At 68.5% G+C, this 15,906-nt stretch carries 10 protein-coding genes and 4 tRNA genes; 6 read left to right on the forward strand and 8 right to left on the reverse strand.

The window, feature by feature from the left end; all coding sequences use genetic code 11:
- The 6 genes from thrS to NA8_RS10005 all read right to left on the reverse strand — a co-directional run.
- The coding region (gene thrS / locus NA8_RS09980; RefSeq protein WP_063050225.1) for a threonine--tRNA ligase at positions 1–2,040 on the reverse strand (2,040 nt) is incomplete at its 3' end.
- A 178-nt stretch (positions 2,041–2,218) separates the two neighbouring features.
- Positions 2,219–2,833: a (2Fe-2S)-binding protein gene (locus NA8_RS09985; protein ID WP_245663751.1), complete on the reverse strand. Its 615-nt coding sequence runs from the start codon at positions 2,831–2,833 to the stop codon at positions 2,219–2,221.
- Positions 2,834–2,835: 2 nt separating this feature from the next.
- Entirely contained in the window at positions 2,836–3,258 is a 423-nt protein-coding gene (locus NA8_RS09990) for a TIGR02611 family protein (RefSeq protein WP_245663752.1), read from the reverse strand.
- Between the two features lie 106 nt (positions 3,259–3,364).
- Positions 3,365–5,614, reverse strand: coding sequence for a SulP family inorganic anion transporter (locus tag NA8_RS09995; protein ID WP_063050112.1), 2,250 nt, complete (start codon positions 5,612–5,614; stop codon positions 3,365–3,367).
- Between the two features lie 244 nt (positions 5,615–5,858).
- On the reverse strand, positions 5,859–8,087 hold the full coding sequence (locus NA8_RS10000) for a SulP family inorganic anion transporter (protein WP_063050113.1): 2,229 nt from the start codon (positions 8,085–8,087) through the stop codon (positions 5,859–5,861).
- 342 nt (positions 8,088–8,429) lie between these two features.
- Positions 8,430–8,501, reverse strand: a tRNA-Val gene (locus NA8_RS10005).
- Positions 8,502–8,874: 373 nt separating this feature from the next.
- Between NA8_RS10005 and NA8_RS10010 the strand changes: the two genes are divergently transcribed.
- From NA8_RS10010 to NA8_RS10035, 5 genes are all read left to right on the forward strand, one after another.
- Positions 8,875–8,947, forward strand: a tRNA-Gly gene (locus NA8_RS10010).
- Positions 8,948–8,990: 43 nt separating this feature from the next.
- A tRNA-Cys gene (locus NA8_RS10015) sits at positions 8,991–9,061 on the forward strand.
- Between the two features lies 1 nt (position 9,062).
- A tRNA-Val gene (locus NA8_RS10020) sits at positions 9,063–9,137 on the forward strand.
- A 701-nt stretch (positions 9,138–9,838) separates the two neighbouring features.
- A complete protein-coding gene (locus NA8_RS10030) occupies positions 9,839–10,816 on the forward strand; it encodes a hypothetical protein (protein ID WP_063050115.1) in 978 nt (325 codons plus the stop codon).
- A 203-nt stretch (positions 10,817–11,019) separates the two neighbouring features.
- A complete protein-coding gene (locus NA8_RS10035) occupies positions 11,020–12,249 on the forward strand; it encodes a sigma factor-like helix-turn-helix DNA-binding protein (RefSeq protein ID WP_084466661.1) in 1,230 nt (409 codons plus the stop codon).
- On the opposite strand, the gene NA8_RS10040 is transcribed toward NA8_RS10035, so the two are convergent.
- Entirely contained in the window at positions 12,215–13,159 is a 945-nt protein-coding gene (locus NA8_RS10040; protein WP_245663753.1) for a hypothetical protein, read from the reverse strand. The two genes, NA8_RS10035 and NA8_RS10040, sit on opposite strands and share 35 nt — an antisense overlap.
- Positions 13,160–13,717: 558 nt before the next feature.
- Between NA8_RS10040 and NA8_RS10045 the strand changes: the two genes are divergently transcribed.
- Positions 13,718–14,743: a hypothetical protein gene (locus tag NA8_RS10045; RefSeq protein WP_063050117.1), complete on the forward strand. Its 1,026-nt coding sequence runs from the start codon at positions 13,718–13,720 to the stop codon at positions 14,741–14,743.
- Here the strand turns inward: NA8_RS10045 and NA8_RS10050 are convergent.
- Positions 14,710–15,681 (reverse strand): LysR family transcriptional regulator, encoded by a 972-nt coding sequence (locus tag NA8_RS10050; protein ID WP_174550061.1) that lies wholly within the window; start codon positions 15,679–15,681, stop codon positions 14,710–14,712. The two genes, NA8_RS10045 and NA8_RS10050, sit on opposite strands and share 34 nt — an antisense overlap.
- Positions 15,682–15,906 lie beyond the last annotated feature (225 nt).

The following is a 15,906-nucleotide window of genomic DNA, read 5'->3' on the forward strand; positions in this document are numbered from 1 at the left end:
CTTGATCTCGAAACCGTCGGCCGTCGGCGACGCGTTCTCCCGGTGGGCGATCCACGCGACAATGGTTGCCACCGCGTCGTCGACCGGTACGCCGTTGACCTGGGTGCCGTCGCGGAAGCGGAAGCTCACGGCGTTCGCGGTCACGTCGCGCTCACCGGCCAGCAGCATGAAAGGCACCTTCTGGGCGGTGTTGTTGAAGATCTTCTTCTGCATCCGGTCGTCGCTGCGATCCACCTGTGCCCGGATGCCCTCGTCCTGCAACCGTTCGATCACTCGATCCAGATGCGGGGCAAAGGCTTCGGCGACCGGGATGCCGACGACCTGCACCGGCGAGAGCCAGGCCGGGAACGCGCCCGCGTAGTGCTCGGTGAGCACACCGAAGAAGCGCTCGATCGAGCCGAACAGCGCGCGGTGGATCATGACCGGCCGCTGCTTGGTGCCGTCGGAGGCGGTGTATTCCAGGTCGAAGCGCTCGGGCAGGTTGAAGTCCAGCTGAATGGTCGACATCTGCCAGGTGCGGCCCAGCGCGTCCTTGGCCTGCACCGAGATCTTGGGGCCGTAGAAGGCGGCGCCACCCGGATCGGGCACCAACTCCAGGCCGGAGGCCGAGGCGACCTTGGACAAGGTCTCGGTGGCCTCCTCCCAGATCTCGTCGGAACCGACGAACTTCTTCGGGTCCTTGGTGGACAGCTCGAGGTAGAAGTCGTCGAGGCCGTAGTCCTTCAGCAGATCCAGCACGAACCGCAGCGTGTCGGTCAGTTCGCTGTGCATCTGTTCTTTGGTGCAGTAGATGTGCGCGTCGTCCTGCGTCATGCCGCGCACCCGGGTCAGGCCGTGCACCACGCCGGACTTCTCGTAGCGGTAGACCGAGCCGAACTCGAACAGGCGCAGCGGCAGCTCCCGGTACGACCGGCCGCGGGCGCGGAAGATCAGGTTGTGCATCGGGCAGTTCATCGGCTTGACGTAGTAGTCCTGGCCGGGCTTGCGGACGGTGCCGTCCTCGTTGAGCTCGGCGTCCAGGTGCATGGCCGGGAACATGCCGTCGCGGTACCAGTCCAGGTGGCCGGAGACCTCGAACAGGTGGCCCTTGGTGATGTGCGGGGTGTTGACGAACTCGTAGCCCGCCGCCACGTGCCTGCGGCGCGAGTACTCCTCCAGTTCCTTGCGGATGATCCCGCCCTTGGGGTGGAAGACCGGCAGGCCGGAGCCGAGTTCGTCGGGGAAGCTGAACAGGTCAAGCTCCAGGCCGAGCTTGCGGTGGTCGCGGCGCTCGGCCTCGGCGAGCAGGTGCAGGTGCTCGTCGAGCGCCTCCTGCGATTCCCACGCGGTGCCGTAGATGCGCTGCAGGTCCTCGCGGCTCTGGTCGCCGCGCCAGTAGGCGGCCGAGCTGCGGGTCAGCTTGAAGGCCGGGATGAACTTCGTGGTCGGAATGTGCGGACCGCGGCACAGGTCGCCCCAGATCCGCTCGCCGGTGCGCGGATCCAGGTTGTCGTAGATGGTCAGCTCTTTGCCGCCGACCTCCATGACCTCCGGATCGTCGATGCCGGACTTGTCACTGATCAGCTCCAGTTTGAACGGCTCCCCGGCCAGTTCGACCCTGGCGTCCTCGATCTCGACCACCCGGCGGGAGAACCGCTGCGCGCCTTTGACGATCTTCTTCATCCGGGATTCCAGCTTGGCCAGATCCTCCGGGGTGAACGGCCGTTCGACGCGGAAGTCGTAGTAGAACCCGTCCTTGATGTAGGGACCGATGCCCAGCTTGGCCTCGGGGAACTCCTGCTGCACGGCCTGGGCGAGCACATGCGCGGCGGAGTGCCGGATGACGTTGCGGCCCTCGGCGGTGTTCGCCGCGACCGGCTCCACGTCCACGTCGTCGGCCGGGGTCCAGGAGAGGTCCTTGAGCTCACCGTCCACCCGGACGACCACGACGGTCTCCGGCCCCTTGGTCGGCAGGCCCGCCTCGCGCACCGCGGCGCCCGCCGTCGTCCCGCCCGGCACCCGGACGAGGGTGACTGGGCTGATGGGGGCTGAGGTGGTCACGGCTGCGCTCTCCTTGGCGTTCTCGTGTGCGGGCGGGGCCCGCTGGATGGTGGCCGATCGCGAGTTCGTCCGGCGCGACCATGCTACTGTCCCGCCGCTGTCCTGCCGCTGCGGGCCTTTGGCCGTACCGGTCGGGTGGCGCGGGGAAACCACTTGCGCCTCGCGCAGGTTGCTCTGCTCAGTTTTCGGCTGCCAGGTCCGCGAGCAGTGCGGTCCGTTCGGCTGCCGGCCGCTTCGGGCAGCTGGTGCACATCTGGCAACCCGGCACCTCGAACACCAGGCAGCAGGAGATGCGCCGGACGAAGGTGCGTCCGCCGATCTCCACGAACCGCGGTACCGGGAGTTTGCCCGCGATGTCGGCCGCCAGCCGCGCCCCCGCATCCGGCGAACCGGCGTCGAGCGCGCGGTTGCCGATCGCGTCGGCGACGATCGCCCACAGCGCGGGGACTCCCGCGCCGGACACCTCGGCGACCGGCGGGATCACGACGCCGAGCGTGTCGCGCAGCGCCGTCGCGCCGTCGGCTGAGGAAACATCGTGCGCCGGCACGCGCACCCGCTCGACGCCACCGTCCGGGCGCAGCTCGCACTCCAGCCGGTCCAGCGCGGGCACGGGGGCGTCCTCGTCGTCCGCGTAGGCGCGCGCGAGCTGCTCCACCAGAGCGGAGGCGACCATGCACCACCACAGCGTGCCCGCGATGCGCGGCGACGTGGTCCCCCAGGAATGGCCCATCTCCGCGATGCGTGCGGCCAGCCATTCCGGTTCGGTGAGCATGCGCCCCGGAACGGTGGTCACCGTTAGAGGGGGCTGCGCAGCCATTCCCATTCGACTCCGATCCAACTACCCACGAGCCCGAAGGTCCCCAATATCCACAGCGTCGCCACGACCAACGCGACGGTGCCGATCGCCCCGACCGCCTGCACGGTCCGGCCCTGCCTGCGGTACCAGTCCATCAATTGCCGGTACCGGTCGCGTAACCAGGCCAGTGTGCTACGCGCCCAAGCGAATTCGGTGGCGAGGATGCCGAGCCCGGCGAACACGATCGCCCAGCCGGGACCGGGATAGGGGATCGCGAGCACGCCGACCGCGAGCACGGCGACACCGACGACCGCGACGACGATCCGGTAGACGAGGTAGAGCTTAGGCCGTCGTTCGAGGCCGGCGCGGAAGGCGCGCCAGCGGGTCGGATCGTCGGAGCTCGTTTCCAAGTCTGCGGTCACCTTCCCAGGGTACGAGCAATACGGCATGCCCAATTCGCTCTCGACTTCCGGATACAGCGATCCCGCCCGGGCGGCGCGCCCGGGCGGGATCACCCATCCCCGTCGATCACACGAGTTCGGGAGTGTGCTGATGGCCCGCGTCATCGATGTGCGCGATGCCGTTCTCGGTCACCTCGACGACCCGGGCACTGGCGATGTCGAAGAACAGGCCCGACACCGTGACGCCGCGCTCGGCGATCGCCTTGCGCACCGCCGGGTGCCGGTGCAGCAACTCGAGCTGTACCGCGACGTTCACCATGGCGAGCTGATCGACCTCGCCGAAACCGGCTTCCTGCGCCGCGACCGCTACCGGATGGCCCGCGCGGAATCGCTCGAGGCTCGGTCGCGCATGCGCGAGCCAGGCGTCCACACCGGGTACCTCGGCGCCGGTGTGCAGCGCACTCATCGCGCCGCAGGAGGAGTGCCCGCAGACCACGATCGAGCGGACGTTCAACTGCTCGAGCGCGAACACCAGTGCCGCCTCGACGGACGCGTCGCCCTCGGCGGGCGCGAGGTTGCCCACGTTGCGCACGGTGAACAGGTCGCCCGGTCCGCTGTTGGTGATGATGTTCGGCACGATCCGCGAGTCCGAGCAGGTCAGGAAGAACGAATCCGGGTCCTGCTTGTCGCGCAGCTCGTCCAGGTGCGGCCGGACCACGTGCGCGTGGCTGCGGTGGTAGGCCGCGACGCCCGCCGCGACCGGATTCTCGTGCCGCTCGTCGCGCCGCCAGGGGCCGAGGATGTCGTCCCACACCGAGCGCGCGAAGCTCCGCGCGGGCGGTTTCGCGCCGGCGTGGGCCATCCTGGCTCCGCCGATCTCCACGAAATCGACGCTGCCTCCGCTGTTCACCTGCTGGCGGGCGAACTCCTCGATGGCCTCGAAGGCCGCGTGATCGAGGAAGTCGACGGTCATCTCCACCGTGACCTCGGCTCCCGGAGGGATCTTCGCGAACTGCGCCGACAGCTTCGGCAGTGCGAGGAAGGTGGCCGAGCCGTCGATGGCGAAGAGCCAGCGCTGCGTACCGGGGACCTGCTCGGCCCTGACCGATACCCGGACGACCCGCCACAGCAAGAGCCCGAAGGCCAGGCCGAGGCCGATCAGCACGCCTTCCAGCAGGTTCAGGAACACCACACCGAGCACCGTGACGGCGTAGACCAGCAGGTCACCGGTGCGCCGGGCCAGTTTGATGTGGGCCAGCTTGACCAGCTGGGTGCCGATCACGATGAGCAGACCGGCCAGCGCGGCCTTCGGGATCTGCTCAACGACGGACACCAGCGCCACGGAGAACACCAGCAGCCAGACGCCGTGCAGGATCGCGGAGGCTCGGCTGTGCGCGCCCGCCTGCACGTTGGTGGCGCTACGCACGATCACGCCGGTGACCGGCAGGCCGCCGAGCAGGCCGGACAGCACATTCGCCGAACCCTGGCCGATCAGCTCGCGATCGAAGTCGGTGCGCTTGCGCGAGTGCATCTTGTCCACGGCCACCGCGGACAGCAGGCTCTCGACGCTGGCGATCAGGGCGATGGTGAGGACGGCCAGAGCCAGACCCGACCAATCGCCGCTGGGCAGCGCGGGCAGGCCGATGGCGTCGAACAGCGAGCCGTTGAGCACGATGCGCTCGGCATTCAGCGGCAACACCAGCGACAACGCCGTGCCCACGAGCACCGCGACCAATGGACCCGGCACCACGCGCACCCTGGCGGGCAGGTATTTCCAGCCGACCATGATGGCGATCACGACCACGCCGATCAGTGCGCCGCCGCCATGCAGGGACAACAGCTGCCCGGGCAGCTCGGTGATGTTGCGCCAAGCCGAACTGTGCGAGGAACCGCCGAGCAGCACATGGATCTGCTGCAGCGCGATCGTGATGCCGATACCGGCGAGCATCGCGTGCACCACGACGGGCGCCACCGCGAGCGCCGCTCTGGCCACCCGGCTGAGCCCGAGCAGGATCTGCAGCACACCGGCTGCGAAGACGATGAAACACGTGGTGCGCCAGCCGAATTGATTGATCGTCTCGGCGACGACCACGGTGAGTCCCGCGGCGGGGCCGCTCACCTGGAGAACCGACCCTCCGAGCGTTCCGGCGACGATACCGCCGATCACGGCGGCGATGAGCCCGGCGGCGACGGGGGCTCCGGAGGCGATCGCGATGCCCAGCGAAAGCGGCAGCGCGACAAGGAAAACCACGATCGAGGCGGGTACATCGTGGCGGAGGATCTCGGTGAAGCGGTCGGACAGTGGTCCGGAACTGCGGCCCGGGTCCGCCGGTGCGGGTATGGACGGTGGCGGGGCTAAATCGTGATCGATAGCCATGACTCTCCTTCGCCGACTCGGCTGATTTCGCCGAGGTCGGTTGACGATCAACATGTCCAGCAGGGCACAAGACCGCGAACCGGCATCTCGCGGTGAAGCAGTCCCGACACAGCGATGAGTCGAGATGTAAACACCGACAAGTGTATTGGTAAAGACTTAGCAAAGCCTGAGAATTTCGCCGATTGTGTGTAGTTCCCCACTGTCCTCTCGTCGTTATCACCGTGCCGCACCGCACATCGCCTGGTCAGACCGGCTCCGCAGCGATCCGCCCCTCCTGGTCGCCGAACTCCGCGATGCCGTCGACCATGACCTCGATCACGCGCGCCGTGGCGAGATCGAAGAACAACCCCGACACCGCTACGCCCCGCTCCTCGATCCCCCGGCGCACGACCGGGTGCGCGTGCAGCGTCTCCAGCTGCACCGCGACGTTCACCATGCCCAGCTGGTCGACCTCACCGAACCCCGCGACGGCCGCCGCGGCGGCTACCGGATGCCCCAGCCGATAGCGCTCCAGACTCGGCCGCGCGTGCGCGAGCCAGTCGCCGAGACCGGCCCCGGCACGCACCTCGCGGTGCAGCGCCTCCATCGCACCGCAGCCGGAATGACCGCATACCACGACCGCGCGCACGTCCAGCCGCTCCAACGCGTAGATCAGAGCCGCCTCCACCGAGACGTCCCCACCGCGCACCGGTACCAGGTTGCCCACGTTGCGCACTGTGAACAGATCACCCGGTCCGCTGTTGGTGATGACGTTCGGCACGATCCGCGCGTCCGCGCAGGTCAGGAAGAACGAGTCGGCGTCGTGCCGATGTTGCAGCTTGTCCAGATGCGGGCGCAGCACGTGGGCGTGGCCGCGGTGGTAGGCGGCGATGCCCGCCGCGATGCGGTCCTCCCCGGTACCCGAGCGCCGCCACGGCCCGATCACCTGGTCGATGACCTGCCGCACGTGCCTGCGCTCGGGCGGTCCGGTCAACGCGGTCGCCATCCGCGCGCTGCCCAGCTCGGCGAATTCCACGGTCGCGGAGCCGGATTCACGCTCCCGAGCCCACTCGGTGAGGAAGTCGTGCGTGGCATGGTCCAGGAAATCGACAGTCATCTCGACGGTCACGTCCGCGCCCGCCGGAACCGTCGCCAGTTCCGCGGTCAGCTTCGGCAAGGCCAAGAAGGTGCACGTGCCATCGATGCTGACCACCCACCGTTCCGAGCCCGGGACGGGGGCCGCCACGATCGTCACGCGCACCACCCGCCACAGCAGCAGCGCGAACGCGAGCACCAGACCGATCACCATGCCCTGCAACAGATTCAGGAACACCACGCCCAGCACCGTCGCCAGGTAGACGTACACCTCGCCCGCTCGCCTGGCCAGCCGGATATGCGCCAGTTTGATCAGCTGCGCGCCCACGAAGATGAGCAGTCCGGCCAGTGCGGCGGTCGGGATCTGCCGTACGAGCCCGGCCAGCGCCACCGCGAACAGCAGGATCCAGACTCCATGTAGCACGGTCGACGCCCGGCTGCGGGCGCCGGCGTTCGCGTTGGTGATGCTGCGCACGATGACGGCCGCGATCGGCAGGCCGCCGAGCAGGCCGGACACGACGTTGGCCGACCCCTGCCCGATCAGCTCCCGGTCGAAGTCGGTGCGGTGGCCTGGCCGCATCTTGTCCACCGCGACGGCCGACAGCAGGCTCTCGACACTCGCGATGAGCGCGATCGTCACCATCGTCGTGATGACGGCGGTCGTGCCGCCGGAGGGGACGGCGGGCAGGCCCAGGGAGTCCAGCAACGAGCCGTTCAGCACGATCCGCTCGACGTGCGTGGGCAGGACGAGCGCCAGCAGCGTGGCGGTGACCACGGCGACGAGCGGTCCGGGGATCAGGCGCACCCGCGGCGGCACGAATCGCCAGGCGATCAGGATGACGATCACGACGAGACCGACGCACAGGTCGCCCGTGCGCACCGACGTCAGCTGTTGCGGTAGGGCGGCCAGCGCGGCGAACGACGAACTCAGCGAGTTCCCGCCGAGCAGCACGTGCACCTGTTGCAGCGCGATCACCACGCCGATGCCCGCCAGCATGCCGTGCACGACCACCGGTGCGATGGCCAGCGCGGCGCGCGCGACCCGGCTCAGCCCGAAGAGTATCTGCAGCACGCCCGCGCCGACGGTGATGAAGCACGTTGCGGCCCAGCCGAAATGATGCACGCTCTCGGCGACGACCACGGTGAGGCTGGCGGTGGGCCCGCTGACCTGGATCGAGGAACCGCCGAGCAGCCCCGCCACCACGCCGCCGACCACGGCCGCGATCAGGCCCGCGGCGACCGGAGCGCCGGCGGCCACCGCCACGCCGAGCGAAAGAGGAAGAGCGACAAGGAAAACCACGATCGAGGCGGGTAGATCGTGACGGGCAATCCGGGTAAGCCGATCGGCCATGTGCGCGTGCGGCGACGTCCTGGGTGCGGAATCGGTGTCGGTGGACATATTTTCTCCTTCGCCGGGTGGTGATCCCGGTTCATCGGTCAAACATGTTCTTGGCATCGAAGGCGAGCGGCGGGCGGAACTCGGGCCGTCCCCCGTCGGTGGAAGCACGACCCCTGACACGGCGGTCGCGACAATAGTAAAGACTTCCCAAAGCGCATGAAAAGGTTTCGGGTCCGGATGGCGGCAACCGCTACCATAATGTGACCCAGGTCACAACACAACAGGGTCGCCACGGACGCCGAGTCTTCGAGGGCGCATGCCCGCGCGGCGGCCCGACAGCAGCACCTGGCGCGGAGAAGAGAAAAGACCGGGCAACAAGTGCACCGGTCTCACATATGGGAGTGGTCCCAGCTGGGATCGAACCAGCGACCTTCCGCGTGTGAGGCGGACGCTCTCCCGCTGAGCTATGAGACCTGATGTATTTCCGGCGGCTCGGGGTGCCCTCCGGACGAGACGAAACATTAGCACGCGCCACCGGCGGTTCACCAAATCGCCATCCGGACAGGGATGGTTCGGCGGAACCTTCACTCACCCGGCAGCCCCTCCCCACCCGGCCCGCACACTCGCCTCGATGCGGTCGCGGCCGGGCGCCGGCTCGACGTCCGCACCGCCGGAAGCGACGACCGGAGCCTCCCCTCCCCCATCCACCACATGCGCCACCGCCGTCACAGCATTCAACTTCTGGATTTCCGCCGTTCTACCAGCGGATTTGTACCTTTCACCGAGCGTCCGCTAATGTTCTGTCTCGCACCACGGAGGCCGGAAACGAGCCCCGGGGAGGCAGAATGCGGATGTAGCGCAGCTGGTAGCGCATCACCTTGCCAAGGTGAGGGTCGCGGGTTCGAATCCCGTCATCCGCTCGAGAGGTAGGGCCAGGCAACATAACGCCGTCCCCCTTTGCGCGGTGGAGTGGCCGAGTGGTGAGGCAACGGCCTGCAAAGCCGTGCACACGGGTTCGATTCCCGTCTCCACCTCGCGCGATTAGCTCAGCGGGAGAGCGCTTCCCTGACACGGAAGAGGTCACTGGTTCAATCCCAGTATCGCGCACCACCGTCTCACGAGGTCAGGCCCGGTTTTCACCGGGCCTGTTCTTGTTGCGGCCTACGAACGCCACCTTACCGATAGTCGGCCGCAGTCGGACGTCCCGTCACAAGGGCTCCACGAGTCGAAAGACAAGTAGTCGGCTACCCGTGAGCAACCATCAATGCCGTGGCAGTCTGCTCCTGATTTCGAGTAGTCGGATCAGGGAGTTCCGATGCGGTCACCACGAAGTAATCGCGCACGAAGCACACAAGTCGCTCGGCTCGCCGCTGCCATCTCGGCACTGGCAATTTCGGTAGCCGTGTTCACGGCTTGCGAGAGCAGCGCCACAGACCCAGCAACACCGCCCGGGTCGGCATCACCTGCCGTGACCGCCCCCTCTTCACCTTCTACGCCGAGTGCGCCACTACCCGGGTCGCCGATTTCCCCCGCGAATTCGGCCTCGGCGTCTCGGTCGGGGGCGACGCCGCGCCAAGCGCCGGTACCGGAGGGCAATTTGTTCCCCACCGCGGAACAATTCAGAACCCGTGCACCAGGAGGACGACCATCCGGACCGGAAGGCAACATCCGCCCTTCCACCCCACCATTGCCAAGTTTTACGAGCCCACCCCCGCCACCGCTGAGACCGTCTGACGGCACCCTGCCGCACCCTCCGGGCGCACCGGGCGGGCAAGCACCCGCTCCCGGCGGCACGCCGACGGCTCCGTGAGATGACCGAGCAGTCGGCCGCGCCGGCGTCTGCGGCGATGCTCCAACGGTGGGTCGGTGTCATCGGGGCGGTCGTCGCGCCGACCACAATCATCACGGCGCTGTGCTACTACTTCGGCTACGTCTACACGCGCAAGAAACTCGCCTATTTCGGCGTGGACTGCGATGCTCTCGGCTTCACAACCAGCGACTATGTCGTGGGAAGTGTCGGCGTGCTGTACGCCCCGCTGTTACTGCTGATCGTCGGGTGGTTCGCCGCTGTGTGGGTAGGCGCCTACGCAGGCCGCTTCATCCGGAGCGGCCGGCGACCGCGCCTGATTCGCACCGTCGGCCGCGTCATGCTGGCGCTCGGAGCGACCTTCGTCGTCACCGGCGTCACCGGAGTCGTGGTGCCGTGGCTCACGCCCGGGTGGGCCGTCGTCTCCTGGGCATTCGCGCCCATCACACTGGGTTCGGGCGGCCTTCTGGTCGTGGCCGGCTACTGGGTCCTGTCCACCTCGATGAGCGACACCGGAACACACGAACCGGGACCGACCACACGAGTAAGCCGCACCGTGGCGATCGCGATCAGCCTTCTGGCTCTCTTCGCCGTGATGAACTCCTTCGCCACCCGGCTAGGCGACAACGCCGCTCAAACCGCGGCGCACGATCTCTGGACGAAGGAATCCGTCGTCTCCGTCGTGACGGATGAACGCTTGGACGTGCCGACCAACATGATCGCGGAGACACTGGTCGAGGCCCAACCGCAACAGCCTCCGAGATTCCGCTACCAGTGTTTCCGCGCCCTCGTCGCACGAGGCGACGTATGGGTACTCGTTCCCGCGAAATGGTCCCGCGACAACGGATTCGCTGTCATCGTTCCCGCCGAGTCCTCTCTCGTCAGCGTCTCACGATCAAGTGCCTTCAGAAAGGTCGCCGAGGAAAACCCCCGAATCGACGGCGTGATATGGCAATGCCCCGAGCGGGCGCCGAACCCCTGAACCAGCCGGCATACCGCGCGCCGCTACGCCGCTACCGGAATGATGCGCCATCTGGGTGGGTCGTCTGCGCGGGGCGCTGAAAGACGGGGCTTCGATCGTTGTGGCGCGAACGTGTTCGCGACTGGTCGCGGCGGCGGTCCGGTGTCGGTGGGTGGGGATACGCTGTGGCGCACAGTGCCGGAGCCGAGTCAGGGGGTTGTCGCGTGACGATCAGTGCGGAGGTCGCGCAAGGGGCGGCGCCGGATGACGACGATCCCGAATCGCTCGATCTGCGAGATGTCATCTCGTTCGAACTCGAAGAGGTCAACGAGGTGCTCGGCGAGTTGATCGCTTTGCGTGCCGACCACAAGGCCAAGGACGGTGACCTGCTGACGGCTCGGCTCGGGGTGGGTGGGGAGAAACCCGAGACGTTGGCCCGGATCGGCGCTCGCTACGACCTTTCCCGCGACCGGGTGCGCCAACTGCACACCAAAGCGGTGGGGCAGATGATCCGGATGGCGCAACTGTCCGGGCATCACGCCGCCGCGGTCCTGTCCGCGCGCTATCCGCTCGACGCCAGGGACCGGCAGCTGGTGCGCGCGCTCCTGGTGGAGACGTACGCGACCGACACCGACATCGCCGCGACCGAACTGTCGTACCTGAAGCTGCGGCTGGCCGGGCACGCGGCCGAGGACGCGAAGCGGATCGCCGGGTTCGTCACCCAGCGCATCGCCGCCTGGCAGAAGAAGACCAACCGGCGCCTGGCGAAGCTGCACGATGCCGAGCCGCGGGCGACGAGTCAATTGAATCCTTGGCTGAGCCAGGTCGATTGGCCCAGCGCAGGCGCGGCGACCGCGGTCCCCACCGTCTCCGCGCGGACCGTGGACAGCGACGACGACGGCCGCGGGCGCTTCTACCTGGATAAGGTCGGTCGCGACGTGCCGTTCGACTCCGGCCTGGAGGCCAGGCTGCTCTGGATACTCAATGCCAGCGATCTGGTCGAGACTTTTCAGGAGCAACCCGCGGCGGTCGTCTACGACCTCGACGGCGCGCAGCGGGTTCACTATCCCAGCATCGTCGCCCGGCTCACCGGTGGCCGCACCGTCTTGATCGACGTCGCCGCGCTCGGGCACGTCGGCTTCCACGTCAGCCGGGTGAAGGCCGCCGCCGGTCGAGCACACGCGCACGCCAACGGCTGGGGCTGGCTGGTCTGGACCGGCAGCCGCATCGGGGTTCCCGATCTGCGCGCACGCCCCGTCGACGCCACCAGCGAACGGATGCTGCGCGACCTCGTCGAGCACGGCGCCGTGCACTGGGCCGCGCTGCGCGAGGTACGCGCGAAAACCGGCCTGGAACTGCTGGACTTCCTCGCGCTGGTGCTGCGCCACGACTGGCGATGGGAGCGGGCGCCCTTCCGGCTCAGCGCACCACCATCGCCGCCGCGAGGAACGTGACGATCAGCAGCATCGCGCAGATCGTGATCAGCTGCCAGCGGCCGATGGTCACCTCGAGATTGGCGATCGTGTTGCGCAACGCCTTGTCGAGCCGATCGTGATCGGCGATCGTACGCTGGGCGGTGGCGAGGGCGTCGGCCTGTTTCTGGGCGGCCAACTCCGCGCGTTCCAGTCGCGTGGTCAGCTTCAGCAGGTGTTTCTGCCTGTCGCGCAATGATTTGCGAGTCACCGCCAGCGCGGTGCGCTGGTTGACCAGTTCCTGGCGCTGCCGGGCGATGACCATGGCCTGCGTCTTCGTGTGGTATTCCCAGTCGGTCACGGTGGCCCAGCCTCCTGTCCTCTCATCCCGATAACCCCAGACGTACTCGCCGCGCACCCAGCCCGCGATGAACTCGCGCAGTTCGACCGGCTCCCGCCGCGGCGCCGCCATGGCGTGCTCGGTGTCCAGCACGCCGGTGACCGCGCGGTAATCACAGGCGGCGGGCGCGAAGTCGGCGATGCCGAGAGCGTGCAGGTACGGCACCCAGTAGCCGGGCGGGCACAGCCACAGCACGTCCGTGCAGCCGGCGGCGCGCAGCCGCTCGGTGTGCTCGTGAGCGAGGCCCCGCTCCAGCGGGCCGCTGCGCACCTCGATCGCGTACACCCGGTCGCCCTTGCGCCAGTACACGTCCACCGGCAAGGTGCCGATGCGCCGATCCACCTCGGCTTCGTCGGCCCCGTAGGCGAGTAGCCTGCCGCACAACCAGTACTTGAGCCGCCGCATATCCCACTGAGCGGCGGCACATTCCGGGCACCCGCAGGCGTAACCGGCTGTAGACCCACGCGTACGGCCGGAAGCCTCTCCGATACCCAACTCGGCGAGCATCGCCCGGCGCCCGCAGGCGATCTCCGCCCGCTGCTTCGTTCTCACGCGACCACTCCCCTGCACAAACCACCGCAGGCCCGGCGACCTACGCCATAGATCAAGAGTGCGTCAGACTCGGCTACCTCGCCAGCCCCGTTCACCCGCGCTCGGGTGTGCCGCGCAGGTGACCGATCAGCGGTATTGGCGTTGTACTCTGCGGCACAAGGACTTTCATCATGCCACGGGCCCGCACCGGGCAGTCCGGTATCGGCGAATTGACAGTTGCCGCCATCCCATGACGCGCCCGCCCGTCCGGCGTCCGGGCGAACTCGCGGCACCTGCGCGGCCCGCGTAACGCAGCTCACCGCGGCGATCCGGAGCGCGGAGTCGCGGAGGGCGTGGATCAGGCGGATAATGACCGATCAGACGCGTCGGCCTGTTTCCGGACAAACCGGGTCGCCGCGTAATCCCCCTGCAGGGGGGTAATTCCGGGGGCCTAGGCTGCTTCGATCAGGTCATGGATCGGCGCGCCGCCGATACTTCGCGAGCCGCGGATGTCCAACTGGGCGGATAGAATCGTCCGGCCGAGTGCGAGCTGGGCCGATACGGGGAAGTAGGTACTTGATGGAGCACGGTCAGCAGACCGGCGAGTCGATCGGCGCGATGTTGTCGAGTATCGCGTCGGCTCTCCGAGAGGTCAGCGACAAGCTGGACGCGGTGGCGGCCCGGATCGATGGCGCGCAGACCGTGGTGAGCGAACCGACCGCCGAGGGTCGGTTGGCGAAGCTCGAGGCGTGGGCTTTCCGTGCCGGACAGGATATCTCGGGTCTCGACGCCAGGATGCAGCGCCTGGAATCCGGCGACGACCCGGCCCCGGAGGATCGGACGGCGGCAGCGCAGCGCCCGGCAGGCTCGCTTCCCCGGGCGGCCGCGGGGCGGGCGAACGCACGCAAGGCGGAGCACGGCGGCGCCGAACCCGTGGCGCGAAACAGCGATGCCGGCGAAGCGGCCGTTTCCCGCAACGGCGCGCGACCACAGAGCACGCCCCGGGAGCCGGTGCATGCGGCGGCCGAACCGAATTCCGCCGCACAGACAGGTTTCACACCGCCGCGCGAGCCCACGCCCACCGCGCTGGATCCGACCCCCGCCCTGAGCTTCACCGCGCCCCGCGAACCGGCGTCGAACTTCACCGCCCCGCCCTCGCGTGAGCCTGCTTTCACCACACCGACACCGCGGGAACCCGTGGCTGCATTCACTCCGCCAGCGCCGCGCGATCCGAGTACCGGTCAGCGGGAGACGCACGAACCCGCCACCTCGACGGCCGCGTACTCCCCCGGCGAGAATGCCGCGTACGAGAGCATCGTCGCGCCCACCCCGAGCACGCGCCACAGCGGATCGGAGAACGGGGCGACACCGGGCACCGGACTCACCGGTGCGCACCGCGCCGGTGAGGACGACCGGACAGCGGTCGAGAACACCCACGTGGACAAGCTGCAAGCCATGCTGGACGAACTCAAGCGCACGGCCGCGGCCCCGCTGGGGCGCTCCGACCTCTTCGACTCGACCTCGAACGGCTATCCCTCCGAGCGCACCGAAGCGCAGCGCAGGCCTGCCGACTACCGGCTCTCCAGCCCGCCGCCGGTGTCCTGAGCCACTCTGGCGCGCCGCCGCTTCGGCGGACGCGCCGCGCCCGCCGAACGCAGCAGGATCTCCTGGACGAGATCGCGCAGCCAGCGATGCCCTCCGTCGGCGGTGTTGCGCGGATGCCACGCCATCCCGATCGCGGCCTCCGGCAGTGGCAGCGGTATCTCGAACGCGCCCAATCCGATCGCCGGTAGCGTGGCGGCGCTCAACATGGCGGGCGCGGAGCAGACCAGGTCGGTGCCGCGCACCGCGAACAGCGCGCTGGTCAGCGTCGGCACGGTGGCCACCACCCGCCGGGTGCGGCCGTGCAGGGCGAGACGGTCGTCGATCGGGCCGTGTGAACGTCCGTTGCGCGAGATGCTCAGATGCGGTGCGGCCGCGTACGCGGCGACGGTGACGCGATCGGTGACCAAGGGATGGTCGGCGGCGGCGACGCCGATCACGCGGTCGGTGAGCACTCTGCGCACGGTGGTCTCGGGGTCGGTGTGGTCGATCACTCCGACTTCGAGATCGACCCGTCCGTCGCGCAACGCGGCGGTGCCCTCCAGGGTGTCGGACAGGAAGCGCAGCGTGACGCCGGGCGCCTGGGCGCGCACCGCCGACAGCAGGGGCCCGGCCAGTTCGGTGAGCACCATGTCGCCCGCCTGCACGGCGAATGTCCGGCGCAGCGCCGCCGGGTCGAGGTCGTCGCGCGGTGTCAGCAGCGCGCGTCCCTGCTCGACCAGCGTGCTGACCTCGTAACGCAATTCCAGTGCCCGTGGTGTCGGCACCAGATTGCGACCCGCGCGTACGAGCAAGGGGTCGCCGAGCACGCCGCGCAATCTGGCCAGCGTCCGGCTCATCGCGGGCGGCGAGGTGTGTAGGCGCTGCGCGGCCAGGGTGACGCTATGGGTATCCAGCAGTGCGTCCAGGGCCACGAGAAGATTCATGTCCAGCGCTTCCACCCTTGGATTATCGCCAACGCAAACAGCGTGCCCCGGTATTGCGCGGGCGACAAGCGGGGGCGAGTCGCACCCCGGCGGCAACTCCGGACAGTCGTCGACGAAACTGCCCACGATCGAGCAGGCCATAACGCCGTCTCTCGTGTTCATGTGCCCGATGACCTCCGGATATGCCCTACGCACGTCGGCTCTGGGCCGCTCGGGCGACGACGCCGGAAACGGCGACTC

Source organism: Nocardia arthritidis NBRC 100137 (assembly GCF_001612765.1).
In the GTDB taxonomy this organism is placed as follows: domain Bacteria; phylum Actinomycetota; class Actinomycetes; order Mycobacteriales; family Mycobacteriaceae; genus Nocardia; species Nocardia arthritidis.